Genomic DNA, 24,242 nt, shown 5'->3' on the forward strand with positions numbered 1-24,242 from the left:
CTGGTTCGGATGAAATGGTGCGCCCGAGCCCGGACATGCCGGGAGCTCTCAGGCGTCGCGTTCCTATCGTGCCATCTTGACACGCCGATGGGGCGGCCCCGAGGTCACGGATTCGACTCCGCCGCGATCCGCGCTTGACGCCGTGCCGGTGATGCTATCCGCACAGGTGATGCGGGGAAGGTCAAGCCCCTCCAATCGGCGCGTCTTCCGTGTGAAGCACATAAAACCGACTTTTGGCGAATCGACACGCCGCTCGCTATCCAAGGGTGATCCATCCAATTTCTTCTAGTTATAGGAACATTGTTGGCCTTGGTGAAAGTTGTCCACTTGTGGACGCATGACTAGTGAAGTGTCCGTAGTGAGTCATGAGCGGTGTCCACCGCGCCACCACGGTCCACCACCAGGAGAGGGGGAAGATGAGCGAGGACGCGCAAGAGAAGAAGAAACGGATCGATCTGAGCATGTCCCAGATCGCCGGCGGTGGGCTCGCCACGTTGACTGCGGCAACGGCGGCCTCCTACCTGGGGGTCTACGGCACGATCATCGGTGCCGCGGTCATGAGCGTCATCAGCACGGTTGGAACGGCCGTCGCCCAGCACTACCTCAAGCGCAGCGGGGACCAGGCCCGTGTCCTGGCCGAACGGGCCCACCTGGTGCCCGGTGGGCCCAACGCCCCCATGACCGCCACCGGCGAACTGCGTGTCAGTGGACCGGGGACCGTCACCGACGCCGACACCCTGCTGGCGGCGACCACCGAGACCGGTGCCGCCGACCTCGACGACCACACGCGGACCCGGGCGCTTCCCGTTCTGGGCACAGACGTCACTGGTGCCACCGACACCACACGGGCGATCCCCGAGCCCGACGCCGACGACCCCCAGGACGGTCCCGGCCCCCTCCCCGCAGCGAAGTGGAAGAGCCCGCGCTCGATGATCCTGGCCGCCGTCGCGGTTTTCCTCGTGGTCATGGCCGTCATCTTCACGTTCGAGCTGGTCTCGGGGCGCTCACTGGGAGACACCGTGCGCGGCCGGGACGGCGCATCGGCACCCTCGCTGCTGGGCGGCGCGCCGGCGACGGAACCGGCCGACCCCGGTGAGCAGGAGTCCGGCCCCCGGCCCGACGCGGTGGAGTCCTCACCGGAGCCGGTGGCCCCCGAGCCGTCAACCGATCCGCAGGACGGGACCACCGACGACAGCACCACCGGGCCCGTCAACCCGACCGGGCCCGCCCCGGACGAGCCAGGCGAGCCGACCGCACAGCCCGAGCCCGGTTCCGAGGGCGGGCAGGACGGTGGCGACCAGGAGCCCGGCGCCCCCGCACCCGCCCCCGGCGGGCAGGGCGAGCAGGGGACGCCGCCCTGATCCTCGGCCGCCCAGGACTCAGGGGCCCAGGACGGTGTCCAGGTAGGGGTTGGCGAACCGGCGCCGGGGATCGACCCGTTCGCGAACGGCCAGTGCGCTGTCGAGCCGGGGGTACACCGTCTCCAGGTAGGAGCGGTCGCGGGTGTGCATCTTGGCCCAGTGCGGCCGTCCGCCCACACTCGTGAAGATGGCCTCCAGGTCCGCGAAGTACGCCTCGTGCGGCGTTCCCTTGTAGACGTGCGCGGCCACGTAGGCGGTCTCGCGGCCGTAGGCCGTGGACAGCCACACCTCGTCGGCCGGGGCGAAGCGGATCTCCAACGGGAAACTGATCCGGTGCCTGCCCCGGTCCAGGACCTCCTTGACCGCGCGCAGCACGTCGGCGAGGTGCTCGGCGGGGACCGCGTACTCCATCTCCAGGAACTTCACCCGCCGCGGGCTGGCGAAGACCTTGTGGGAGCGGTCGCTGTAGGTGCGCGCCGAGAGCGCGCGGGCCGACACCTGGTTGAGGGCCGGAACGACCGACGGCATCCTGCGGGCCGCCCTGTTCGCTGCCTCGAACACCGTGTTGGACAGGAATTCGTCGTCCAGCCACGCCTTGAACGCCGTCAGCGGCCGGGCCGGCCCCCCGACCCGGTTGTTGCGCTTGGTGTTGGTGGACCCGGTGTGGGGGAACCAGTAGAACTCGAAGTGCTCGTTGTCGGCGCGCAGTTCCGGCAACCGTTCCAGCACCTCCGCCAACGGCATGGGTTCTTCCCGCGCGTGCAGCAGGAAGGCCGGTTCGATCGCCATGGTCACCGCGCTCACCACGCCGAACGCGCCCAGTCCCAGGCGCGCCGCCGCGAACAGCTCCGGTTCGACGTCGGCCGAGCAGGTCACCACCGACCCGTCGGCCAGCACGATCTCCAGGCCGCGGACCTGCGCGGCGAGACCGGCCGAGGAACGTCCGGTGCCGTGCGTCCCGGTCTGGGTGGCCCCGGCCACGGTCTGCACCGCGATGTCGCCCATGTTGGTCAGGGCGACCCCGTGCTCGGCCAGGGCGGTGTTGAAGTCGCACAGCTGGGCGCCCGCCTCCACCGTCGCGGTGCCCGCCGCGGGGTCGATCGAGCGGACGCGCGACAGCGCGGTGGGGGAGAGCATCAGGCCGTCGGTCACGGCGACGGCGGTGAAGGAATGGCCCGAGCCGACCATCCGTACCCGCAGGCCGTCGTCGCCGGCTGAGCGCACCGCCGCGACGATCTCGGCGGTGCTGTTGGGGGTTGCCATCCGGCGCGGACGCGCTCGGTGTGTATCGGCCCACGTGAGCCAAGTCACATTGCTCATGGGGGGAGGCTACCCAGCCGAACGGGAGAGGGTAACCGCTCGGTAACTTTTGTTCCGGGACGGTTACCCGCGCTTGCCCGGGGGTCGGGCGGGACACGCCCGAACAGCTGGTTTCATGGGACCTATGAGCTCCTACGACGCGTTTTTGCTCCTCTCCTTCGGCGGCCCGGAGAAGACCGACGATGTCATCCCGTTCCTCGAAAACGTCACCCGAGGCCGCAACATCCCGCGCGAGCGGCTGGCCCAGGTGGGCGAGCACTATTTCCTCTTCGGCGGGGTCAGCCCCATCAACCAGCAGTGCCGCGACCTGATCGAGGCGATCCGCGCCGACTTCGACGCCAACGGCGTCGAACTCCCCGTCTACTGGGGCAACCGCAACTGGGACCCCTACCTGGAGGAAACCGTCGCGCAGATGGCCCGCGACGGCGTCCGCCGCGTCGTCGCACTGGCCACGTCGGCCCACAGCTGCTACTCCAGCCACCGCCAGTACATCGAGGACATCGACCGGGCCCGGGCCGCCGTCGAGGACGCCCCGCACATCGACCTCATCCGTCCCTACTACGACCACCCCGGCTTCATCGAGTCCTTCGCGGACAACACCGTCAAGGCACTGGAGCGGCTGCCCGCCGAGCTGCGCCCCGGCGCCCGGCTGCTGTACTCCGCGCACTCGATCCCCGAGACCATGGCCCAGGCGTCGGGAGACCCGCGCCAGGACTACGGGCCCACCGGCGCCTACGAGGCCCAGCTGGCCGAGGCCGCCCGCCTGATCACCGAACGCGTGGGCGGCGGGCACCGGTACGAGCTCGTCTACCAGAGCCGCAGCGGTCCGCCCAGCCAGCCGTGGCTGGAGCCCGACATCAACGACCGCCTCGCCGAACTCAAGGACGAAGGGGTGGAAGCGGTCGTCGTCGTGCCGCACGGCTTCGTCTCCGACCACATGGAGGTCAAGTACGACCTCGACGTCGAGGCGCTGGAGACCGCCGGCAAGCTCGGAATGCGCCTGGAGCGCGCACTGTGCCCGGGCACCCACCCGGCCTTCGTGGCGATGGTGCGCGACCTGGTCGCCGAGCGCTCCGAGGAACGCCCGCCCGCCGGTCTGAGCAGGATCGTGCGCAAGTGCCACGAATGCCCGCCCGACTGCTGCAAGATCCGCTGACCCCGCGCGCCCGCCGTCCGCGTCGCGGCGGGCGCCGTCCAAGGCGGCCCCTCCCCTCCTCACGCCGGGTATCCCCCCGTGGATAGGGTCCGAGGAGATCCGATGTCAACGATGCGGAGGGTTCTGTGAGTCACCCGTGGTGTGAGCTAGACGGATACATGGCGTTGCGCCGAGTCAACGGACTGTGCCTGTCCCCGGACGGTCAACGGCTGGTCGCCCCGGTTGGCGAACTCGCCCCGGACGGCACATCGTTTGGCACCTCGCTCTGGGAGATCGACCCCGAGGGCCGCACCGCGCCCCGCAGGATCACCCGCTCCGCCGCGGGCGAGAGCGCGCCCGCCTTCCTGCCGGACGGCTCGCTGCTGTTCTCGACCAGGCGCCCCGACCCCGACGCCGCACCCGGCACCGACCCCACCGCAGCCCTGTGGCTGCTGCCCGCGGGCGGGGGAGAGGCCAGGCCCGTGGCCGCCCGGCCGGGAGGAATCGGCGCGGTCACGGTCGCGCGCGACGCCGGGACGGTCCTCTACACCGCCCAGACCCTGCCCGGGGCCACCGACGCGGACGAGGACACGGCGGCGCGCAAGGCCCGCAAGGACGCCGGCGTGACCGCGATCCTGCACGAGGCCCACCCGGTCCGCTCCTGGGACCACGACCTCGGCCCCGCCCAGCCCCGGTTGTTCGCGGCGGCGCCCCCCGAAGGCCCCGACTCCGGCCTGGGGGCCACGCGCGACCTCACCCCCGCTCCCGGGGGAGCACTGCACAATGCCGACCCGGCGATCTCCCCGGACGGCCGCACCGCGGTGGTCGTCTGGCTGACCTCCACCGAGACCGCCGAACCGTATGAGGAACTGGTCGCGATCGACATCGCCACCGGCGACCGCAGAACCCTCGCCGACGACCCCCGGCACGACTCCTACGGGTCCCCGCGGATCTCCCCGGACGGGCGCTGGGTCCTGACCGTGGCCTCCCACGAGGGCACCTACGACGGCGAACCCCGCAACAGCACCCTCTGGCTGATCGACCTCGCAACCGGCCGGGGCCGCGACCTGCTGCCCGAACACGAACTGTGGCCGCGCGAGACCGCCTGGGCACCCGACTCCTCGGCCGTCTACTTCGTCGCCGACGACCACGGCCGCCGCCCCGCCTGGCGGGTCGGCCTCGACGACGCGGCACCGGTCCGCCTCACCGCGGAGGGCGCCTACAGCGCGCTCAACCCCGCCCCCGACGGCGCGTTCCTCTACGCCCTGCGCGACTCCTGGGACGAGCCGCCCACCCCCGTGCGCCTGGACACCCGCGCCACCGGCCAGGACCCCGCACGCCTCCCCTCGCCCACCCCCGCACTGGACCCGCCGGGCACCCTCACCGAGGTCGAGGCCACCGCCGACGACGGCACCGTCATCAGGTCCTGGCTGGTACTGCCCGACGGCGCCTCCGACTCCGCACCGGCCCCGCTGCTGCTGTGGGTGCACGGCGGCCCCTACATGAGCTTCAACGGCTGGTCCTGGCGCTGGAACCCCTGGCTGATGGCGGCCCGGGGCTACGCGGTGCTGCTGCCCGACCCGGCACTGTCCACGGGGTACGGCCAGCAGATGCTGCGCCGCGGCTGGGGCGACTGGGGGCCGCGTACCTTCGCCGACGTCATGGCCGCCACCGACGCCGCCGTGGCCCGCCCCGACATCGACGCCGAGCGCACCGCCATGATGGGCGGCTCCTTCGGCGGCTTCATGGCGAACTGGATCGCCGGACACACCGACCGTTTCAAGGCGATCGTCTCCCACGCCTCCCTGTGGTCGTTGGACGGCTTCCACGCCACCACCGACTCCCCGGCGGTGTGGATGCGCGAGTTCGGCGAGCCCCGCACCCAGCCGGAGCGCTACCTGCGCAACTCACCCCATCTGCACGTCGCGGACATCCGCACGCCGATGCTGGTCATCCACGGCGACAAGGACTACCGGGTGCCCATCGGCGAAGGGCTGCGGCTGTGGTGGGACCTGCTCAGCCACCGGGTCAACGCCAAATTCCTCTACTACCCAAACGAGAACCACTGGATCCTCGGCCCGGGCAACGCCAAGGTCTGGTACGAGACCGTCTTCGCCTTCCTCGACCACCACGTGCACGGCAACGAATGGCGCCGCCCCGACCTGCTGTGAACCCGGCGAACATCGGCACCACCGATCGGGCTCGGGCCCACAACCGGCAACAACCAAGGAGAGACAACTGATGGCCGACCACGACCCGCACGACCTCCTGGCACTGGCGCTGCGCGCCGCCGAGGACGCCGGTGCGCTGGCCGCGCGCGGCCAGGCCGGAATCGCGGTCCTGGACACGAAGTCCTCGCCCACCGACGTCGTGACCGAGATGGACCGGGCCGCCGAGGAGTTGATCCGGGAGGTGCTGCTCGGCGCGCGCCCGGGCGACGCGATCCTGGGGGAGGAGGGCGGCGCCGCCGAGGGCCGATCCGGCGTGCGCTGGCTGGTCAACCCGATCGACGGCACCGTCAACTACCTCTACGGGCGCCCCGACTGGGCGGTGTCCATCGCAGCGGAGGCCGACGGCGTCGTGGTGGCCGGGGTGGTCTTCGCGCCGGCGCGCGGCACCGTCTACACGGCGGTGCTGGGGGAGGGCGCCACCCGGGACGGGAGCCCCATCACGGCGGCCCCTCGGGTGGGGCTGGGACTCGCGCTGGTGGGCACCGGTTTCGGCTACGCGGCCCAGCGCCGCGTCCACCAGGCCGCGGTGTTGAGCGAGGTGGTTCCGCGCGTCCGCGACATCCGCAGGGCGGGCGCGGCGGCCCTGGACTTGTGCGCGGTGGCCGACGGCCAGCTCAACGCCTACTACGAGCGCGGGCTGCACCCCTGGGACTGGGGCGCGGGCGCGCTCGTCGCGCAGGAGGCGGGCGCCCGGGTGGGCGGCCTCCGCGGGCTCGGCCCCAACGGGGACCTGACCCTGGCGGCGGCGCCGGGACTGTTCGAGGAACTGCACAACCTGCTGGAGCCCTTGGGGGCCGACCGGGACGCCTAAAGGCGGCGGGAAGCGACGAGGCCGGGCCGTGTCCCCTCACGGGGACGCGGCCCGGCCTCGGTGGATCCGTGGGCTCGGCGCTCTAGGCGAAGCGCGGGTCGATGCCGTTTCTGGCGGCGATGCGGCGCAGGTCCTCAAGTTCCGACGCGTGCGTGTCGGCAAGGAAGTCGTCTTCGGCGGCCTGGGCCGCTTGCAGCGACGTGTAGGTCTCGTTGATGCGGACCCGAATCTCAGACAGGAACTCGCCCATCGTCACTCCCCTCTCACCCACATGGTCAGCGGTCGCGGAACATACCCACGACGGCGCTGGTGCCGAACCCCGCAGAGGCAAAGTTCACCAACCGGTAACACGACGTTGTGCCAGATCCGGGCGGTTCCCCCGCGAGGTCCCAACATGATGCCAACCCCTCCGGAAATCCCGCAAGCGGGGGTGCCTTAGGCGTTTTCGGTCGGGACGAGCGGTCCGCGCGCCACGGGGGTGTGAGTGCGGAGGGGAGTTGGAGGGAAAGGCCCCCGACTGCCGGAGGTCGCGCCTGCCGTGCCGGCCCCACGCTGGCGGGCCGTGGTGTTCGCGCGGCTGACGGTGGCGGTTAGGGCCGTTGCCGGTCGGGGATGGGTGCGGGCCAAAACGGCTGCCCGGTGAGCGGGGGAGGCACAGGCCAGGGGAAACGCGGTGCTGTCCGCTGAGCCCGTCCTGCCGGCCAGCGATCACTCCCGGGCGTTCGACCCCGGCGGATCTGCGTGCTTACGGCCCCTGGGGAGAAGAAGGGGGTCTTGTGTGTGGAATGTTCTTTTCTCGACAAGTGAATGAAATCAGGGTTACTCGCTGGTAGAGTCCCAGGTCAACGAGAGTGCTCCCCGCGCACGCGGGGATGGTCCGATGGGCAACCCGCGCTACCTCTGACCCCTCTAGTGCTCCCCGCGCACGCGGGGATGGTCCTCGTCGTCTCCAACGATGCCGATCTCACCTCGAGTGCTCCCCGTGCACGCGGGGATGGTCCCCACCCGGTCCCCGCCCCGTGCGCGGCGATGGGGTGCTCCCCGCGTACGCGGGGTTGGCCCGTGAGAGGCCCAATTTTTTCGTGTGTGGCTTCTGGGATGTGGTTTGCCTTGCTGTGGCTGCTCATCCGTCTCTGAAAAGCAGCGCGTCCAACCGGTTCCAGACACGAAACAACCCCCTCTCGATGAGCGAAAGGGGGCGGCTGAAACCTGGAAGGGAGTAGCTACAGACGGCCGGATTTCACCTCGGCGAGGAACGCGCCCCACGCCTCAACCGAAACCCCCACATGCCCAAGGCCCCGGTTCTGCGTGTCACGCACGAACACCGCATCCGCAGTCTCCGCGACCTCTACACAGTTACCGCCGGTGTCGCTGCTGTAGCTGGACTTGTGCCAGGACAGGTCGGTATTCATGAGAACTCTCCTTGAATCCTTTCGATGAGGCTGCGCGATGCGTCGGGCGGCAGTGCCACCCCCCTCAACTCTCCGAAGAGTCGGGCGTAGTGCTCCAGCTCCTCTGATGTGTCGATTGGTGTTCCAGAAACTCTGGTTTCCAGGTAGAGGAGCTGTCCCTTGTCCGGGATCGTCAACATCTGGAACCCCGCCAGCAGTTCGGGGTGGTACTCGGTCGCCATCGGTATCACGTAGATCATCACATGCGGCAGCCTCGACATTTCCAGCAGGTGGTCCAACTGCGCGTGCATGACGGCCTTGCCCCCGACGGGGCGCACCAGGGCCGACTCGTCCAGGACCACTACGAGGTGTGGAGGCTTGGCGCCGGTGAGAATGGTTTGTCGTTCGAGTCGTGCCGTTACCTGTTGTTCGACCTCTTCGGCGGTGGCCGTTTGTTGAGCGAGGCGAACACGTGTGTGCGCGTAGCCCTGGGTCTGCAACAGTCCGGGGATAAGGGCGATTTGGTATTCCCAGATCTCCGTGGCTGCCCGTTGCAACTGATCGACGTCGCGGAACCAGTCGGGAAACACACTGTTTCTCTGGTTGGTTTTCCAGAGCCGGTGGATTTTGCCGCCTGTGTTGAGGGCCTGGTCGATCTGTATCGCCAAGTCCGGTTTGCAACTTCGGATTCCGCGTTCCACGGCGCTGAGCATCGCGGGCGAAACGGTAAGAGCTTTGGTCAGTTGCGCTTGGGAGATCCCTTGGGATTCCCGAATCGCGCGGATTTGAGAGCCAACCTTGAGCCACTGGGGGCGCACTTTGTCAGTCACACCTCAACACTCCACCACGTAGCCAACACTCCTGGCAACACGGTTAGACGAAAAACCCCAGTTCAGTTGAGTCTCTAGAAAACCAAGTTCTGTTGAGTAAGTGTTGATACTGGCTCGGATCTCAAATTCGAGAATCTGAGTGTGTACCAACGCAAGCGGCCCTGACCAGCGGTAACGACGCCGGGCAGGGCCTTAAGCCCCCACGACTGGAATGGCCAGGTGGAGACTCTATGGACAAGGTTAGTGCCCGACTCGCCCCTCAATGCCCCTATGCGCGAACAGCCCGGCGGGTGCGCTTCTACGTACGACGCGTGAATGGCTGGGTGGCGTGATGACGGTGTGCACAGCAGTGTTTCCCGGCATCCCCGGCAGTGTGGCCGAGGTGCGGCGCTTCGTCGCCGCAGCGTTGGCCACCGCCCCTGAGGCGGTGGTTCCCTCCGAGGTGGTGGAGGCCGCTGGGTTGTTGGTCAGTGAGCTTGCGACCAACGCCATCACGCATACCCACAGCGGTGATCCGGGTTCGTCTTATGGCGTGGAGGTGCGCGTGGATGCGGGCAGGGTGCGGGTGGAGGTGAGCAATCGCAGTCCCCACGACGTGTTGGACCGTCCCCGGGTGCGCACGCCTGAGGCGGATGCCGAGCACGGACGCGGACTGTTCCTGGTGGCGGTGCTGTCCACCGAGTGGGGCGCTATGGCCCACACGCAGGGCGTGTTCTTCACCCTGGAATGGGTGGTGGGAGCCCCCGCCGAAGAGGCGGTCCTGGCTCGGGCGCGACCGTGCGGGGAGCGAGGAAGCCATTGGGTGAGCCGCCCTCGTCCAACGGCAGGACCTCACCGGAAGGGGACCCCGCCGCGTTTGTTGCCCCTGCTCGCGTTGGCGGGTGTGTTGGTGGTGGCGGCGGTGATGCCTGCCCGGCGAGTGGGCCGTCACTGTGCCGGTGCCCCCGGTATGCCTGGTGCCGCGCCGGGTGTGTTCGGGCCGCAGCCTGCGCCGGTGCGTCAGGCGCGGGTGGTGCCGCGTATCCCGGACTATCCGCGTTTCGCGGAGGTGGCGGAGTCGCATTCGGCTCTGTGGGAGGTGACCTACCGCTATGGCGAGGCTGCGCCTTATGCCGCGCGCAACCGCGTCACCGCCCACGTGCTCGCGGTCTCGGACGTGGAGTTGTTGGACCACTGCCTGCACGTCTACGAGCCGCCCTCACCGCTGCGCGCCTACACCGCACCGCGCGTACGCGCCTACGCCCCGGCGCAGTGCCCACCGGGCCGGTGAGGACAGTGGTCGCCTCCGACGGTGTCGCGGCTGCTTTGGCCCGGGTGCGGTGGGACTTCCCGGCCTGGACCATCACCCACACCCCTGACACCGACCCCCAACGGGCGTGGAGCGCACACCGTCGAGCGCCGTTGACCCGGGCCGAACACGCACACGGGCGCAGGCGTCACCTGCACGCCCCCACCCTCGACGCCCTCCTCACCCAGCTGGGCGCCGAGCAGCGGGCCCTGGACGACCACCCCGGCCATCCGGACCGCCCCGGCCGGTGAGTGACCGGCCCTCAAGCGAGGGGCCGCGCGTTCGCTCACCCCGACACGCGGCCCCTCCCTCCCCTCAACCACCAGCTGTGCGTCTGCCGTCCAAGGCGGGTGCCGGTTTTGCCCGAACGGACTCCTCACTCTCATGTCTTGCACCGACTCCACCCCCACCGGACCGGATACGCCCCTGGAAAGCGTCCACGGCGCCCTGTTGATGAACCACCAGGTAGCGACCCTGTTCGGGGTGGACGCCTCCACCGTGGCCCGCTGGGGAAGCCACGGCCTCATCACCTACGTGACCACCCCCGGCGGAGCACGCCGCTACCCCGCAGCGCAGTTCCGCGACCTGCTCGACGAAACCCCGCGCACTGGCCCTGCCAACCACACCGGTCCGCTGGGCCACGCGGACTCTCCCGGTCAGGACACCCCCTGATGGGTGGTGACGTCTCGGGCGCGCTCGTCAAACACCAACGCAACCTGGCCTTGGATGAACCCCACGGCCAGATCCGCGCCTTCGCACCCTCGATCGTGCCCGCGCCCCTGCAAACCGCGACCTACGCCCGCACGGTCCTGACTGCTTCGGGGCTGTTACGGCCTGAGCATGTGGAAGAGGTCGTGGCGATCCGGATGCGCCGCCAGCGCTTGCTGATCGATGCCGAATACCCCCGCACCTACGTGGTGACCGAGACGGCGCTGCGTCGTCCTATTGGTGGGGTGGAGACCATGGCCGAACAACACCTGCTGCTCCTGGCGTTGGCCGAGCTGCCACATGTCACCCTGCGCATCCTGCCCGAGAAGCAGGACCCTCCGGTGATCTGGTCGTGCGGGTTCACCCTGACCGAGAACGCCACCACGGTGGAGACGATCCCTTTCCCCTTGGCGTTGCCGATCACCGACACCCGCCACTACCTCGCCCACTTCCAGGACCTCTTCCACGCCGCCCACCCCTACCGGCTCTGAGTGGGGGAGTGGGTGGGGTGTTGGTGCCTGTTCAACGCAGGTGGTCAACAAGTCGCGAGGGGCAATGCGGACGGTTTCCTTCCGCGATCGCTTCCGCCTTTCCCGCGCAGTGGGGGTGTGGCATCTGTTGGAGGTCCCTGTTGCGAAGCCCTGCTTGGTCGCGTGTCGTGGACGTAGTGCCTGGTGGGGGTGGGGGAGTGGTTGGTCTGGCAGGGGGTGGGAGTGGGTGGATAATAGGGATGCTGGACGCCTCACCGAAAATCTCATAATGGTAACGGCTCGCAAAGTGCCAGGTCATTAACTGTGAGCCCCGCGCACGCGGGGATGGACCGGCTCCCATGTCTCACCAGCCCAGCAGGGGACCGTGAGCCCCGCGCACGCGGGGATGGACCGTTTGCTTGAGGCCGGTGTCACCACCAACCCAAGTGAGCCCCGCGCACGCGGGGATGGACCGGCGGGCGTGCCGGTCAGCGGCCTGCGCGTCGGGTGAGCCCCGCGCACGCGGGGATGGACCGCGGCACAGGTCGGTGAGGGTGCGCTTGCCTTTGTGAGCCCCGCGCACGCGGGGATGGACCCACCCTGTTCACCTGGGTCCGCGTCCTGCACTCGTGAGCCCCGCGCACGCGGGGATGGACCGGAACGGGTTACTACTGAATGACTCGTTGTCCGGGTGAGCCCCGCGCACGCGGGGATGGACCTTTGTGAGCGTGACGCTGTTGGTTCTCTTCCGAGTGAGCCCCGCGCACGCGGGGATGGACCGGTGTGCCGGGCCAAGCTCGCCGGCTACTGGCGGTGAGCCCCGCGCACGCGGGGATGGACCGCTCAGCTTCCTTCGCGTCCTCCTGCGAGGTCCGTGAGCCCCGCGCACGCGGGGATGGACCGGCGTGAGCCGCCGGTCCGCGAGCCTGTACGCCGTGAGCCCCGCGCACGCGGGGATGGACCGAAGCTCGCGCCGTCGTCGGCGACCAGGCGTCCGTGAGCCCCGCGCACGCGGGGATGGACCGGTGGCCGATCATGACGGCCGCCCGTCTGGCCAGTGAGCCCCGCGCACGCGGGGATGGACCGGCCGGGCAGGCTCCCCCGGCTCTGGCGGCCGGGTGAGCCCCGCGCACGCGGGGATGGACCCTCCCGTGCACGTGTATCTACCGGACAAGTGCCGTGAGCCCCGCGCACGCGGGGATGGACCGGACCGACCGCGACACCGAGCTGGGGGAGATGTGTGAGCCCCGCGCACGCGGGGATGGACCGGTGCGCGGGGCGATGGGCAGCGCCGGGTCGATGTGAGCCCCGCGCACGCGGGGATGGACCGGTTCTCCGAGGGTTGACGTGCGCGGGTGCCTAGTGAGCCCCGCGTACGCGGGGATGGACCCTCCCGTGCACGTGTATCTACCGGACAAGTGCCGTGAGCCCCGCGCACGCGGGGATGGACCGGACCGACCGCGACACCGAGCTGGGGGAGATGTGTGAGCCCCGCGCACGCGGGGATGGGCCTTTCAACTTCCTCGGGGAGACCATCAACGGCGCGTGAGCCCCGCGCACGCGGGGATGGACCGGGGTTCACGGTGCCGTAGTCGATGCCCACCGCGTGAGCCCCGCGCACGCGGGGATGGACCGCGGCGCGGGGAGTATGGGCTCGGCGGCCAGCGTGAGCCCCGCGCACGCGGGGATGGACCGCTCGAATCGATCCTGGTACTGGCCTCACGCATGTGAGCCCCGCGCACGCGGGGATGGACCGACGCACGTGGCCAGGTAGAGCGGATGCGTTCCGTGAGCCCCGCGCACGCGGGGATGGACCTTCATCACGACCCCCACGACCCCAGCGGGCTTCGTGAGCCCCGCGCACGCGGGGATGGACCGGGATAGACCCCCATGGCCAACCAGCTTTTGACGTGAGCCCCGCGCACGCGGGGATGGACTGCGAGAACGGGGAACGGCTCACCCCTCGTCGCGAAGCGCGGCGCGCAGGTCCTCCGCTCCCGGCTGCCCGTGCAGATCGGTGGCCAGCTGTCGCAACCGCCCTCGGGTGGTTGCCCGCAACGCCCCCGACGGGACCGACTCCAGCACGCCCACGCCCAAAGCGGTCGCGCTCCGAGAGTCCCGGGCAGCGGCGTGGGCACGCGCGAGGACCGCCGTTGCCGCGGCCCATCCCGGAGACCCGGCGCGCTTGAGCCCGGCCGAGGTCTCGGCGTGGCGGCCGGCCGCTGCGGGGTCGCGGCCGAGCAGCGCTTCGCCGAGGTGCAGGTGGAACTCGGCGCGGTCGAACCCGAAACGGCCTCCCTCCTCCTGGTCGGCGGCGTCCATGTGCAGCTGCGACGCGGCGACGGATTCGTCCAGTCGTTCCCAGTCGCCCAAGGCCGCGAGCGGACGCAGCCGGCACCAGGCGGTCGTCTGGGCGCGGCGCAGCGGGGTGTCGGCGTATTCGGCCGCCTGCTCCGCGAGCTCCAGGGCTTCAGCGGGCCGGTCCTGGGCCATGGCCGCCATCGACTGCGCGCCCAACGCCCACCCCGTCAGACGCGGCTCACCCACCCGCACTCCGGCCCGGGAGGCGGCACCGAGGTGCACGAAAGCGCCGGGGGCGTCGCCGGTGTGGTGGGCGAGGTTGCCCAGGAGGGCGGAGAGCCATCCCACGACGCGCCGCATGTCCGTGGAGACGGTGCTGTGGTCGATGAGCAGGGAGCGGCAGCGGGCCACCTCCGAGGCGAGCACCCGGGGAGGGTAGTCGCTGTAGCGGATGGTGTAGAAGTCGAGGGCGTGCTGGGCCAGATCGAGCACCCCGACTCCCGGACCGTTCAGGGCGATGCTGTCGGCAACGGCTGTGAGTTCGGGGTGATGGCCGGGCATTGGATGCTCCTGTCGCGGATGCGGTACCCGGCGACCGTACCAACCGGGTAACCGCAAGGGGGGCGGTATGCCCAGGCCGGTCCGAGCAACCCCGTCCCCGCACGCCTTGGCGTGCGTGTGGCCCATGGTCGGGTGCCGGAGCGTGGTGCCCGCTGCCCCTGCCCCGTGCGGACGCGCCCCGCCGAAGCAAGGTGCCACTTCCGCGAAGAGGGGACGGGCGTACCGGTGGGGCTGCGGGCCGACCGGGCGCGGTTCGCCCGGTCCACGCTCCGCGCCACACGAGAGCCGCGAGGCTCCCCGTCCCGATCCGTTCACGTTCCGCCGAGGACCGTCCGGATTCTCTGAATCTACGCCGTAAAGGCAGGGATTCGTGTCGCTGGGAGACCGCTGTCGAGGAGCCCCTTCTGGCGAACCTCGGCATGCCGGTGGAGCCCGCACGGCCGTGGAGGCCACCGGAGCCGCCCGCTTCGGTCGGCGCAGTCAACTGCGCCTTGCCTCGAAGGGCCCGTTCACCCGCCCCGGGACCCCCGCGGACCTCACGCCGGTGATCCGGCGGTGGTCAGGAATCCGCGGATGTACCCGGCCACGGTGTCCAGGTGGCTTTCGAGCAGGAAGTGCCCGCCCCCGGGGACCAGGTGGATCTCCGCGTCCGGCAGGTCCCTCGCGAAGGCGCGCGCCCCGTCCGGGCCGAAGATCTCGTCGCCCGCGCCCCAGACCGCCAGGAGCGGGACCCGGTGTTCCCGGAAGTAGGCGTGCACCCGGGGGTAGAGGGGCCGATTGCTCGCGTAGTCGCGAAACAGGGCCAGTTGCGCCAGGTCGTTGCCCGGCCGGTTGACCTCGCGGTGGTCGGCGGCCCAGGTGTCGGGGTTGACCAGCTCGGGCCGGTCCACTCCGTGCAGGTACTGCCAGCGGATGGCGTCGAGTGAGAGTGCGGCCCGGACGGCGGGTTCGGTCCGGGGGCCCGGGTTCTCGGCGTACGCCCATACGGGCTCCCAGAAGTCCGGTACGAAGCCGTCCTCGTAGGCGTTGCCGTTCTGCGTGATCACCGCGGTGATCGCCTCGGGGGAGCGCAGGGCCAGCCGCCAGCCGATGGGCGCGCCGTAGTCCTGGACGTATACGGCGTAGCGGGTGACGTCGAGCTGGGCCAGCAGGGCTTCGGTGACATCGGTCAGGGAGTCGAAGGTGTAGGCGAACGTGTCCACGGGCGGGGTGTCGGAGTTGCCGAAGCCGAGGTGGTCGGGGGCGATGACGTGGAATCGATCGGCCAGTGCCGGGATGAGGTGGCGGAACATGCGCGAACCGGAGGGAAAGCCGTGCAGGAGTACGAGCGTGGGTGCCTCGCGGGGCCCTGCCTCGCGGTAGAAGACACGATGCCCCCGCACCGTCGCGTACTGGTGGCGAACCTCGGCCATTTCTAACCCCTTCAATTAATTTTGCTGGTTATCCCGGATGCCCAGTAGACCGCCCGTCGAGTAACCTGTCAAGTGGCTTGATAGAGTTAGGTGGAGAGGTGGGGCAGTGCTGGACGACCAAGCTTTGATGCAGGCGCTGAACAGCACCCCTGTCGTGGACGGCCGGCGCCGGGACCTCTGGCGCGACGACCACGCGGTGGACGGCTGGGCGCGGGAGCACGGGGGCCTCGGCGGCGGCGAGGAGCGCCGGTGGCTGCGCACCGCGCGGGATGCGCTCCAGGCGGTGGAGTCGGGCGCCCCGGCGGAACCCCGCCTGCGCCGGATCCTCGCCGGTGTTCGCAAGGTTCCGCGGCCCGGCACGTCGGGCGTCGAGTGGCGCCTGGAGGTGCCGTCGGAGCGACGGCTCGCGGTGGAGCTCGTGCTCGCGTGGGCGGACGTCAAGGAGCGCATGCCCGGCCGCCTGCGGCCGTGCGGGAACCCCGAATGCCGCCTCTTCCTCCTGGATCGCAGCCGTGCCAACGCCGCGCGGTGGTGCTCGATGAAGACCTGTGGGAACCGGCTCAAGGCCCGTCGGCACCAGGCGCGGGTGCGGGAGGCGCCGCGGTCCGAGTAGGGCGCCGTCGGCAGGGGCGCTTTTTCGGTAGCGGACGTGTGGGGACGTGGCGGCCGGTAGGGGGTGGGCTTCCCGCCGGCCCGGGGGTGCCGGTCGGGCGGGACGCTCGCGGGGCCGGGGGCGCGCGCCTCGACTGGTTCGCTGGGCCGTCGATGTCGAACTCGCGCGGCTGTGCGGGGTCGGGTCCGAGGCGCTGCACGCGACGGTCTTCCGTCCTGTGGCCTGTGTGCGACCCATGCACACGGCGGGCGGGAGAAAAATCTGCGGGCGGACCCGAACCATCGGGGCCGGGCGGGCATCTCCCACAAGGAAACCCGGAAGCATTGGGCGGGATGTGTCCTACCCCACAAGTGTCAAGATTGTCCCCCTTCTTACTTACTTCTTATCCATCTTGTGTCAGATTTGAGATGTGCGGGGTGAGCGTTGCCGCCGGCGGTTGGGGGATGCGCCGGCGGCAACGCTCCTTCTTTGGGGCTCCCCTCGGCTTCCTCGGGGGCTTGAGGAGTACCCCGGACGCCGTATTATCGGGATGCTTGCCGGTGCGGCCCTGGAGTGCCCTGGAGTTTGCCCTCTCCGCCCAATGGCCATAGCGTTGAGTTGCGCAGGTCAGGCCCGACCGAGCAAGACCAAAGTCTTCCTGGTTGCGAAGCGTCGAAAACGGTTTACCCGCCCCTTATCCGGGGTGTGGAATAACGGTTGACGCAGCCGGGATTGAACGCCGCTGCCGGTGTGTTGGGGGATGCGCCGGCAGCGGCCTTTTTTCTGCACCGACGCTCCGGGAAGCGAAGGAAACAGTGCGCGTACTCGTGGTCGAAGACGAACAGGTCCTCGCCGACGCGGTTGCCGTGGGCCTACGGCGCGAGTCGATGGCCGTGGACGTCGTCTACGACGGGGACAGCGCCCTGGAGCGCACCAGCGTCAACGAGTACGACGTGGTCATCCTCGACCGCGACCTCCCGGGAACGCACGGCGACGACGTCTGCCGGATTCTTTCCTCGCAGAGCTACACCGGCCGGATCCTGATGCTCACCGCCGCCGGCGAACTCGACGACAAGGTCGCCGGACTCACGATCGGCGCCGACGACTACATGGCCAAGCCCTTCGCCTTCGCCGAGCTCATCGCCCGGGTCCGTGCCCTCGGCCGGCGCGCCACCCCCCCGCTTCCCCCCGTCCTCCAGCGCGGCGGCATCGTCTTGGACCCCGCCAACCACACCGTGGAGCGCGACGGCCGTCCCGTCGTGCTCACCCCCAAGGAGTTTGCCGTCCTCGAAGTCCTGATGCGCGCCGGGGGCACCGTGGTCAGCGCCGAAGGGCTCCTGGAGAAAGCCTGGGACGAGAACGCCGACCCCTTCACCAACGTCGTACGGGTGACCGTCATGACCCTGCGCAAGAAACTCGGCGAACCCCCGGTGATCCGGACCGTGCAAGGCGCGGGGTACCGGATTTGAGTTCCACCGAGCCGACCGGCGCGGGACGGACGGCCCCGAACAAGGGGGAACGGGAACCGGCCTTCGCCCCCGCTCCGGTCCCGCTCGGCGAGGTCGCGCCCACGCCTCCCGGCGAGACCGGGACCTGGCGGCGCCTCACCCAGCCGGCCAAGGCGCAGGACCCGCGCATCGACGCCGACGGTGCGGTGCGCAGGGGCAGCCACTTCGCCGACAACATCAGCCTGCGGATGCGCCTCACCCTCATCTACGGGATGCTCTTCTTCGCGGCCGGCTCGCTGTTGGTCCTGCTCAACTACGTGGTCCTGGTCAGCGTCCTGGACAACCCCAACTTCAGCGTCAAGGTCGGCGACTACAACCTCGACCCGATGATCGCCCAGGGGATCAAGGACGACCTGATCGACGGCATCGCCAACCAGGTCACCCGGTTCTCGGTCATCGCCCTGGTCCTCGTGGGCATCCTCGCCGTGGCCCTGGGATACGCCGTGGCGGGCCGGGCGCTGTCGCCGCTTCACAAGATCACCCGGACCGCGCGCCGTCTCTCTGAGCGCTCTCTGCACGAACGCATCGCCATGAGCGGCCCCGACGACGAGATCCGCGAACTCTCCGACACCTTCGACGCGATGCTGGAGCGCCTGGACCGGGCCTTCGACGGTCAGCGCCGGTTCGTCGCCAACGCCTCCCACGAGTTGCGCACGCCCCTGGCGATCAACCGGACCCTCCTGGAGGTCGCCCTCGCCGACCCTGAGGCGTCCGCGGACCTGCGGACCATCGCCCGCACGCTGCTGGAGACCAATTCCCGCCACGAACGCCTCATCGACGGCCTGCTGTTCCTGGCGAAGAGCGACCGCGAACTCAACGTCCGTGCCGTCGTGGACCTCGGCGAGGTCTCGGCCACCGTGCTCAGCCAGCTCAGCCACGACATCGAGTCCTCTGGGCTGAAGGTCCGCACCGACCTGCGCGACGCCCCCGTGACCGGCGACCCGGTCCTGCTCGAACGCCTGGTGGGCAACCTCGTGGAGAACGCGCTGCGCTACAACGTCGAGGGCGGGGAGATCACGGTCCGCTCGGGCATCAACGAGGGCGCACCGGCGATGCAGGTGGAGAACTCCGGGCCCGTCATCCCCGTCTACGAGATCGAGGGGCTGTTCGAGCCCTTCCGGCGGGGTTCCGGCGACCGGGTGCGCTCCAAGAAGAGCGCGGGGCTGGGACTGTCCATCGTGCGTTCGGTCGTGCGGGCCCACGGCGGCGCGGTGAGTGCTTGGCCGCGCGTCGGAGGTGGCCTTGTGGTGACTGTTCGCTTCCCCGTTTTCCGCCGCCGCCTCGACGCCGAGAGCGGCGGCTGAGGTCTTGCTGAAACGGCCGACCGGGGAGCTCGCAGGACCGGCTGCGGTTGTTCCCGACTCCGTGATATTCATACGTGGCCGATGACACGGTCCTCCGCGGTACGGAGTGGTCCCACGGGTAGGTATGCTCACCCGGGCATCGGTACGGCGGGAAGACGTCCTGTCGTGACATGTCCGCTCTGACCTCGTGACTTGGTGTGAGTAACCGCGCTCCAGCCGGTTAGGGGAAAGACGGAAAAACAGGTCAGAATCCCTTGGGCGTTGGGTAGCACATGAGAGCGGGCCGGATGGCGAAGCACCAGGTGCTCCGCCTGTTCGGCCACTCAACGCTGCCATTTCAGGTGCGACCGCACCCGGGAGGGGTCACAGTCCACTTACGCCCGAGGGACTTTCTGGCCGGATCGGGCACAAGAAACGTCTCTCAAGCGTTACAACCGCGCGACGAGGCACATAGATCGAGGGGGATGGAGTAAGAAAGATGGCCACCGACTACGACAGCCCGCGCAAGACCGACGAGGACCTCAACGAGGACAGCCTTCAAGAGCTGCAGGCGCGTCGGGTGGACAAGGGAACCAGCACCATCGACGTCGATCCTGACGACGTCGCCGAGGGCCTGGAACTGCCGGGCGCGGACCTGTCCGGCGAGGAACTCGCCGTCCGGGTACTGCCGCGCCAGGCCGACGAGTTCACCTGCGGCCGCTGCTTCCTGGTTCACCACCGAAGCCAGCTCGCCGAGGAGCGAAAGGGACAGCTCGTCTGCAGGGAGTGCGCTTAAGCCTTACGGCAGGGCACCCCTACCTCCCTCCGCACCGCCTCACCGGTCGAAACGCGCTATGTGATGCGTCCCCGGGACCCTGTGTCTTCCGGGGCGCATCCGTTTTTCGTCCGGTTGTTCATCCCCCTTATGGAACGACCGCGACCTGCCGCTCGTCTACGTTGTGTGCACTGGACGCCTTCACCTCAAGGGGGATGAGACCGTGTCCGACAAGACTGAGCACGATCGTGACGACCCGGACGCCCCGGACCCGGGCGAGAACCAGAACCTGCCCGAGCGTTCCCATGACGCCGAGGTGGGCGAGCTGGTCACCCTCCTGGCCGCCGACGACGGCACCGACAAGCAGGGACGCGCCAAGCTGCTGCGGCGTCTCACGGGGGCCGTCGCCCGCAGCGCCCGTACGGCGGGCGTCAGGAGCATGGCCGGCGGGCGTTGGCTGACCGACCTCTTCAGCGAGGAGATCGCCCCGCGCATCGCGGTGCGCGACCGCGAGACGCTGATCCGCCACCACAAGGGCCTCCAGGGCGAGGACCTCGCCGACGCGCTGGAACGCAACGCCGTCAACGGAACCACCGCCGTTGGGGCGGCCGGTGGCGCGCTGGCCGCCGTCCAGTTCACCGCACCACCCCTGCTGCTGACCGCCCCCGCCCAGATCGTGGCCGAGACCATCGTCGTCGCCGCCATCGAGATCAAGCTGATCGGCGAACTGCACGAGGTGTACGGCACGCCGGCCCAGGGCAGTGCGCTGCAACGCAACTCCGGCTACCTGGTGGCCTGGACCAAGCGCCGCGGCGTCAACCCCACGCAGGCCGCGGAGTCGGTCACCGTCGCGCTGGGCGCCGCGGCCAAGACCGCGCTGCGCAACCGCCTCATGAAGTTGATGGGCCGGCACCTGAGCACGCTGGGCCCCTACCTGACCGGAGCCGTCGCGGGGGGAAGCCTGAACCGGGCCGGTACCCGCGCCATGGCCGGCGCGGTCCGCTCCGACCTGCGCTCCCTCACCCTGCCCACCATGGACAAGAGCGCCGTGGTCCCGCTCGATTCGCGCCGGGCCGTGGAGCGCGACTAGCGACGCAGCCGCAGACGACATGGGCGAGGGGGCGGCGCTTCCCGCGCCGCCCCCTGCCCCGTGTTCGCACGGACCGTCGGATCAGACGCCGAGGTCCTCGATCTCGCGGTGGCGCCGGGGTGCGAACCGCTTGTGGGCGGTGCGCGTCGCCAGCACGCGGGCGACCTCCATGCCCACACCCGTCACGACCGCCCAGCCCAGTGCCTCGCCCAGACTGATGTCGGGCGACTCCGGGTCGATGGGGGGTTCCTTGCCCATCGTCTTGGTCCAGGCGTAGGTCAGGGCCTTGCGCGTGACGTAGGCGGCGGCCAGTGCGGCCACACCGCCGACGATGCGAGCGGTGAGCTCGCCATCCTTGTCAGCCATCTGAAATAGGTCACTTCCGTTGTCGTCATCGGACGCCCAGCCGGGGAATGCTGTCCGAAATACTGTCATGGCGGTGCCGCCCCCGCAGGGACGACGCCCGCCGCGCCTCGCGTGCGCAGCGGCCTGGCGAACCAGGAGCGATCAGGGGCTCCGGAGCAATACCATTACCCCCATGACCAACCGCTCTCATTCCTTCAACGTGCCCGACAAGCCTTCGCTCGACGGTATCGAGGCGAAATGGGTGGACGTCTGGAATGAGTCCGGCGTCTACCACTTCGACCGCACCAAGAGCCGCGAAGAGATCTTCTCGATCGACACCCCGCCGCCCACGGTCTCCGGTTCGCTGCACATCGGCCACGTCTTCTCCTACACCCACACCGACACCGTCGCCCGCTTCCAGCGGATGAACGGCAAGTCCGTCTTCTACCCGATGGGGTGGGACGATAACGGACTGCCCACCGAGCGCCGGGTGCAGAACTACTACGGCGTGCGGTGCGACCCCTCGATCCCCTACGTCGAGGACTACGTCCCCCCGGCCAAGCCCGACCCCAAGCGCCAGGTCCCCATCTCGCGGCGCAACTTCATCGAGCTGTGCGACAAGCTCACCACCGAGGACGAGAAGGTCTTCGAGCGCATCTGGCGCACCCTGGGCCTCAGCGTCAACTGGCGCCACACCTACGCCACCATCGACGACAACTCCCGCGCCACCGCCCAGCGCGCGTTCCTGCGCAACCTGGCGCGCGGCGAGGCCTACATGGCCGAGGCGCCCACCCTGTGGGACGTCACGTTCCGCACCGCTGTGGCCCAGGCCGAGCTGGAGGACCGCGACCGTCCCAGCGCCTACCACACGCTGTCCTTCCACCGCGAGGGCGGTGAGCCGGTCCTCATCGAGACCACCCGGCCCGAGCTGCTGGCCGCCTGCGTCGCGCTCGTGGCCAACCCCGACGACGAGCGCTACCAGCCGCTGTTCGGTTCGACCGTGCGCACGCCCGTCTTCGGCGTCGAGGTGCCCGTCGTGGCGCACCGCCTCGCCGACCCCGAGAAGGGGTCCGGCATCGCCATGATCTGCACCTTCGGCGACCTCACCGACGTCACCTGGTGGCGGGAGCTACAGCTGCCCACCCGCCCCATCATCGGCTGGGACGGCCGGATCGTGGCCGACCCGCCCGCGGGCCTTGACTCCGATGCCGGTCGCGCCGCCTACGCCACCCTGGCCGGGGCCACCGTGCACACCGCGCGCGAGCGCATGATCGGGCTGCTGCGCGAGTCCGGCGACCTGCTCGGCGAGCCCAAGCAGATCACCCACCCGGTGAAGTTCTACGAGAAGGGCGACAAGCCCCTCGAAATCGTCACGACCCGGCAGTGGTACATCCGCAACGGCGGGCGCGACGAGCAGATCCGTGAGGACCTGCTGGCTCGCGGACGCGAACTCACCTGGCACCCCGGCCACATGAGCAGCCGCTACGAGCACTGGGTCGGCGGGCTCAACGGCGACTGGCTGATCAGCCGACAGCGCTTCTTCGGCGTGCCGTTCCCGGTCTGGTATCCGCTGGACGACGAGGGCAACCCCCGCTACGACGCCCCCATCACCCCTGCGGAGTCCGCACTGCCGGTGGACCCCAGTTCCGAGGCGCCCGAGGGCTACACCGCCGACCAGCGCGGCGTGCCCGGCGGATTCACCGGCGATCCCGACGTCATGGACACCTGGGCCACCTCCTCGCTGTCGCCCCAGGTGGCCGGTGGCTGGGAGCGCGACAACGACCTCTTCCAGCGGGTCTTTCCCATGGACCTGCGCCCCCAGGGCCAGGACATCATCCGCACCTGGCTGTTCGCCACCGTGGTCCGCTCGCACTTCGAGCACGGCTCGCTGCCCTGGAGCACCGCAGGGATCTCCGGGTGGATCCTGGACCCCGACCGCAAGAAGATGTCCAAGTCCAAGGGCAACGTCGTCACCCCCATCGACCTGCTCGAAAAATACAGCTCCGACGCGGTGCGCTACTGGGCTGCCAGCGGACGGCTGGGCACCGACACAGCGCTGGACGAGGGCCAGATGAAGGTCGGGCGCCGCCTGGCCATCAAGATCCTCAACGCCAGCAAGTTCGCGCTCTCGGTCGCCGGACAGGACACCGCGGTCAACGCCTCCGCCGTCACCGAGCCGCTGGACCGGTCCATGCTGGCGGCCCTCGCCGAGGTCGTGGCCGAGGCCACCGCCGCGTTCGAGAACTACGACCACACCCGGGCCCTGGAACGCACCGAACGGTTCTTCTGGGACCTGTGCGACGACTACCTGGAGCTGGTCAAGGCCCGCGCCTACGACACCGAGTCGCCCGCGGGCGCGTCGGCGCGCGCCTCGCTGCTCATCGCGCTCTCCACCCTGCACCGGCTGTTCGCCCCGTTCGTGCCGTTCGTCGCCGACGAGGTGTGGTCGTGGTGGCAGGAGGGCTCCGTGCACGGCGCCGCCTGGCCGGCCGCCGCGGAGCTGCGCACCGCGGCGGGCGACGGCGACCCCCAGGTCCTGGCGGCCACCGCCGAGGTCCTGCGGGCCATCCGCAAGTCCAAGTCCGCTGCGAAGCTGTCCATGCGCGCCGAGGTCTCCAACGTCGTCGTGCGCGGCAAGCAGGCCGACCACGCCCGACTCGCCGGAGCCGACATCGCCTCCGCGGGCCGGGCCGAGGCCCTGGACTTCGTTCCCAGCGACGACACCGACCTGCACGTCGAGGTCACCCTGCCCGAAACCGTCGAGTAGCCCCGCACGCCCGTGCGGGCGCCCCGCCACATGGCGGGGCGCCCGCCGCCGTTAGCGGTAGGC

At 69.8% G+C, this 24,242-nt stretch carries 21 protein-coding genes and 1 CRISPR repeat array; of the genes, 14 read left to right on the forward strand and 7 right to left on the reverse strand.

The genetic code is table 11. The features are described from left to right. The first annotated feature begins 365 nt into the window (after positions 1 to 365). Positions 366 to 1,361 (forward strand): hypothetical protein, encoded by a 996-nt coding sequence (locus tag AC0VYP_RS08535; RefSeq protein WP_475473370.1) that lies wholly within the window; start codon positions 366 to 368, stop codon positions 1,359 to 1,361. An 18-nt stretch (positions 1,362 to 1,379) separates the two neighbouring features. On the opposite strand, the gene AC0VYP_RS08540 is transcribed toward AC0VYP_RS08535, so the two are convergent. Then, positions 1,380 to 2,681: a D-arabinono-1,4-lactone oxidase gene (locus tag AC0VYP_RS08540; RefSeq protein WP_285760502.1), complete on the reverse strand. Its 1,302-nt coding sequence runs from the start codon at positions 2,679 to 2,681 to the stop codon at positions 1,380 to 1,382. Positions 2,682 to 2,805: 124 nt separating this feature from the next. On the opposite strand from AC0VYP_RS08540, the gene AC0VYP_RS08545 reads away from it, so the two are divergent. The 3 genes from AC0VYP_RS08545 (at position 2,806) to AC0VYP_RS08555 (ending at position 6,858) form a co-directional block, all read left to right on the forward strand. After that, positions 2,806 to 3,837, forward strand: coding sequence for a ferrochelatase (locus AC0VYP_RS08545; protein ID WP_285760501.1), 1,032 nt, complete (start codon positions 2,806 to 2,808; stop codon positions 3,835 to 3,837). A gap of 125 nt (positions 3,838 to 3,962) precedes the next feature. Then, the gene (locus tag AC0VYP_RS08550) at positions 3,963 to 5,987 is read left to right on the forward strand and encodes a S9 family peptidase (RefSeq protein ID WP_475473372.1); all 2,025 of its coding nucleotides are present in this window, start codon (positions 3,963 to 3,965) and stop codon (positions 5,985 to 5,987) included. A 70-nt stretch (positions 5,988 to 6,057) separates the two neighbouring features. Beyond that, entirely contained in the window at positions 6,058 to 6,858 is an 801-nt protein-coding gene (locus AC0VYP_RS08555; RefSeq protein WP_475473374.1) for an inositol monophosphatase family protein, read from the forward strand. Positions 6,859 to 6,940: 82 nt separating this feature from the next. Here AC0VYP_RS08555 and AC0VYP_RS08560 read toward each other — a convergent pair whose 3' ends face one another. From AC0VYP_RS08560 to AC0VYP_RS08570, 3 genes are all read right to left on the reverse strand, one after another. Then, positions 6,941 to 7,108: a hypothetical protein gene (locus tag AC0VYP_RS08560; protein WP_285760498.1), complete on the reverse strand. Its 168-nt coding sequence runs from the start codon at positions 7,106 to 7,108 to the stop codon at positions 6,941 to 6,943. Between the two features lie 973 nt (positions 7,109 to 8,081). After that, positions 8,082 to 8,270, reverse strand: coding sequence for a DUF397 domain-containing protein (locus AC0VYP_RS08565; protein ID WP_475473375.1), 189 nt, complete (start codon positions 8,268 to 8,270; stop codon positions 8,082 to 8,084). Next, positions 8,267 to 9,079 carry a helix-turn-helix domain-containing protein gene (locus AC0VYP_RS08570; protein ID WP_475473376.1) on the reverse strand — a complete coding sequence of 271 codons (813 nt, stop codon included), beginning with the start codon at positions 9,077 to 9,079 and terminating at the stop codon, positions 8,267 to 8,269. Before AC0VYP_RS08570 ends, AC0VYP_RS08565 begins: the two co-directional genes overlap by 4 nt. Before the next feature lie 331 nt (positions 9,080 to 9,410). On the opposite strand from AC0VYP_RS08570, the gene AC0VYP_RS08575 reads away from it, so the two are divergent. The 4 genes from AC0VYP_RS08575 (at position 9,411) to AC0VYP_RS08590 (ending at position 11,566) form a co-directional block, all read left to right on the forward strand. Then, positions 9,411 to 10,349: an ATP-binding protein gene (locus AC0VYP_RS08575; protein WP_475473378.1), complete on the forward strand. Its 939-nt coding sequence runs from the start codon at positions 9,411 to 9,413 to the stop codon at positions 10,347 to 10,349. Between the two features lie 5 nt (positions 10,350 to 10,354). After that, positions 10,355 to 10,618 (forward strand): hypothetical protein, encoded by a 264-nt coding sequence (locus tag AC0VYP_RS08580; protein WP_475473379.1) that lies wholly within the window; start codon positions 10,355 to 10,357, stop codon positions 10,616 to 10,618. Between the two features lie 133 nt (positions 10,619 to 10,751). Beyond that, on the forward strand, positions 10,752 to 11,039 hold the full coding sequence (locus AC0VYP_RS08585; protein WP_475473381.1) for a hypothetical protein: 288 nt from the start codon (positions 10,752 to 10,754) through the stop codon (positions 11,037 to 11,039). Then, the gene (locus tag AC0VYP_RS08590; protein WP_475473382.1) at positions 11,039 to 11,566 is read left to right on the forward strand and encodes a DUF5753 domain-containing protein; all 528 of its coding nucleotides are present in this window, start codon (positions 11,039 to 11,041) and stop codon (positions 11,564 to 11,566) included. Before AC0VYP_RS08585 ends, AC0VYP_RS08590 begins: the two co-directional genes overlap by 1 nt. Positions 11,567 to 11,869: 303 nt before the next feature. Then, positions 11,870 to 13,484: direct repeats of the CRISPR family, unit length 29 nt; unit sequence GTGAGCCCCGCGCACGCGGGGATGGACCG. 17 nt (positions 13,485 to 13,501) lie between these two features. On the opposite strand, the gene AC0VYP_RS08595 is transcribed toward AC0VYP_RS08590, so the two are convergent. Both AC0VYP_RS08595 and AC0VYP_RS08600 read right to left on the reverse strand, forming a co-directional pair. Further along, entirely contained in the window at positions 13,502 to 14,407 is a 906-nt protein-coding gene (locus AC0VYP_RS08595; RefSeq protein ID WP_475473383.1) for a tetratricopeptide repeat protein, read from the reverse strand. A 536-nt stretch (positions 14,408 to 14,943) separates the two neighbouring features. Continuing rightward, a complete protein-coding gene (locus AC0VYP_RS08600) occupies positions 14,944 to 15,819 on the reverse strand; it encodes an alpha/beta fold hydrolase (protein WP_475473385.1) in 876 nt (291 codons plus the stop codon). Positions 15,820 to 15,925: 106 nt separating this feature from the next. On the opposite strand from AC0VYP_RS08600, the gene AC0VYP_RS08605 reads away from it, so the two are divergent. From AC0VYP_RS08605 to AC0VYP_RS08625, 5 genes are all read left to right on the forward strand, one after another. Beyond that, a complete protein-coding gene (locus AC0VYP_RS08605) occupies positions 15,926 to 16,432 on the forward strand; it encodes a CGNR zinc finger domain-containing protein (RefSeq protein WP_285760489.1) in 507 nt (168 codons plus the stop codon). Between the two features lie 794 nt (positions 16,433 to 17,226). Then, positions 17,227 to 17,880 (forward strand): response regulator transcription factor, encoded by a 654-nt coding sequence (locus tag AC0VYP_RS08610; RefSeq protein WP_285760488.1) that lies wholly within the window; start codon positions 17,227 to 17,229, stop codon positions 17,878 to 17,880. Then, entirely contained in the window at positions 17,877 to 19,223 is a 1,347-nt protein-coding gene (locus AC0VYP_RS08615) for a sensor histidine kinase (protein ID WP_285760487.1), read from the forward strand. Before AC0VYP_RS08610 ends, AC0VYP_RS08615 begins: the two co-directional genes overlap by 4 nt. A gap of 478 nt (positions 19,224 to 19,701) precedes the next feature. After that, positions 19,702 to 19,998, forward strand: coding sequence for a DUF4193 domain-containing protein (locus AC0VYP_RS08620; RefSeq protein WP_285760486.1), 297 nt, complete (start codon positions 19,702 to 19,704; stop codon positions 19,996 to 19,998). 202 nt (positions 19,999 to 20,200) lie between these two features. Further along, positions 20,201 to 21,067 (forward strand): hypothetical protein, encoded by an 867-nt coding sequence (locus AC0VYP_RS08625; protein WP_475473387.1) that lies wholly within the window; start codon positions 20,201 to 20,203, stop codon positions 21,065 to 21,067. Positions 21,068 to 21,148: 81 nt separating this feature from the next. On the opposite strand, the gene AC0VYP_RS08630 is transcribed toward AC0VYP_RS08625, so the two are convergent. Further along, a complete protein-coding gene (locus AC0VYP_RS08630; protein WP_285760485.1) occupies positions 21,149 to 21,433 on the reverse strand; it encodes a DUF4235 domain-containing protein in 285 nt (94 codons plus the stop codon). Positions 21,434 to 21,605: 172 nt separating this feature from the next. Between AC0VYP_RS08630 and valS the strand changes: the two genes are divergently transcribed. Further along, entirely contained in the window at positions 21,606 to 24,179 is a 2,574-nt protein-coding gene (gene valS, locus AC0VYP_RS08635; RefSeq protein ID WP_475473389.1) for a valine--tRNA ligase, read from the forward strand. The last annotated feature ends 63 nt before the right edge of the window (positions 24,180 to 24,242 follow it).

The organism is Nocardiopsis sp. iso_186 (genome assembly GCF_056173365.1).